The sequence below is a fragment of the Salinicola salarius genome, from assembly GCF_002179555.1.
GTDB classification, from domain to species: Bacteria; Pseudomonadota; Gammaproteobacteria; order Pseudomonadales; family Halomonadaceae; genus Salinicola; species Salinicola salarius_A.
Map to the genome: position 1 here is coordinate 1 of NZ_NHOU01000106.1, position 1,279 is coordinate 1,279.

Here is a 1,279-nt window from a genome sequence, read left to right on the forward strand (position 1 = left end):
ATCACCCCGGCCTGGTCTCGTTGAAGTGATTACAGTGGAATCACCCCGGCCTGACTCTCGTTGAAGTGATTCCAGTGGAATCACCCCGGCCTGGCTCTCGTTGAAGTGATTCCAGTGGAATCACCCCGGCCTGGCTCTCGTTGAAGTGATTCCAGTGGAATCACCCCGGCCTGATCTCGTTGGAGTGATTCCAGTGGAATCACCCTGGCCCGGTCTCGTTGGAGTGATTCCAGTGGAATCACCCCGGCCTGGTCTCGTTGGAGAAGTAATGCCGGGGGCATCACCACCTGGCCCTTCCTGAAGTGATGCCAGTGGCATCACTCACAGCCTTAGTCCTCCGAGGCTCTGGACTGGGGCAGCAACTGGTCGTCGTCCAGATCCTCGCCTTCGAGCTTGTGCTCCTGGTCGCTGCCGGACGGTGAGGCTTCCTCACGCCGTATCGTCGGCGCAAACTCGCTGCGGCGCTTCCCTTCCAGAATGTCCTGCGGCAGCTCACCGTATTTCTCGAGGGCGTTCCGCGCCTTGGCGTTGTTGGCCGCGAAGTCATCACGCGTTGCCCCACTGAACCCGGGGAACTTGACGGGGGCGTAGCACAGCGAGCGCAAGGCATGGCCGCCCTGATCACGGATCATTGCGCCGCGTTGCTTATTGCCCAGCAATCCAATGTGATGCGCCAACAGGACATCGCGCACGATGCTGTCGTACTGCATCAGCAACATGACCGCCTGCCAGCCCATCTGCCCGCCGGTGAATACGGGCGTCACGAACGGTTGCTGGCTGAAGTTGCGGCTGACATCGAGTCCTTCCGGGATCTGCTTGAGCACACTGCTGACTCGAGTTTCCAGCTGCTGCAGCGCCTGTCGGGTCTCGTCGACCTTCTCCTCGAGCATGAGCAGCCAGCTATCGGCATAGGGATCGTCCCGGCCCGCTGCCTGATGAACACGACCGGCAAGCGACAGGAACTGCTTGAGGCCGACTACCTGAGGTTTTCCGCTCTCGACTCCGCGCCCGTGCCAGGCAAGCACTGCCGGATAGGTGTGCAGGGTCATCTCGATCTTGCTGCGTAGCTGCCCTACACGGGGCTCAGTGCTGGCCATAATTACTCCTGAGTCGTCGATGCACTGGATGGGATGCCAGCATCAGGGGTCGATGAACATCGCCCTACCAGAAACGTTAAACGCGATCTCACGGGTTTCTAGCGCCGCAGTCCGAGGCGCTTGAACATCTCCCCCCGCGCCTGTTCCGTTGCCGCCGAAATCGGCTGCGGTTCCGGCTCGGC

The 1,279-nt window shown here is 61.0% G+C and carries 1 protein-coding gene; it reads right to left on the reverse strand.

All coding sequences use genetic code 11. From position 1 onward, the window contains the following. Positions 1-329 precede the first annotated feature (329 nt). The gene (locus CCD76_RS19325) at positions 330-1,097 is read right to left on the reverse strand and encodes a PFL_4669 family integrating conjugative element protein (RefSeq protein ID WP_087721108.1); all 768 of its coding nucleotides are present in this window, start codon (positions 1,095-1,097) and stop codon (positions 330-332) included. Positions 1,098-1,279 lie beyond the last annotated feature (182 nt).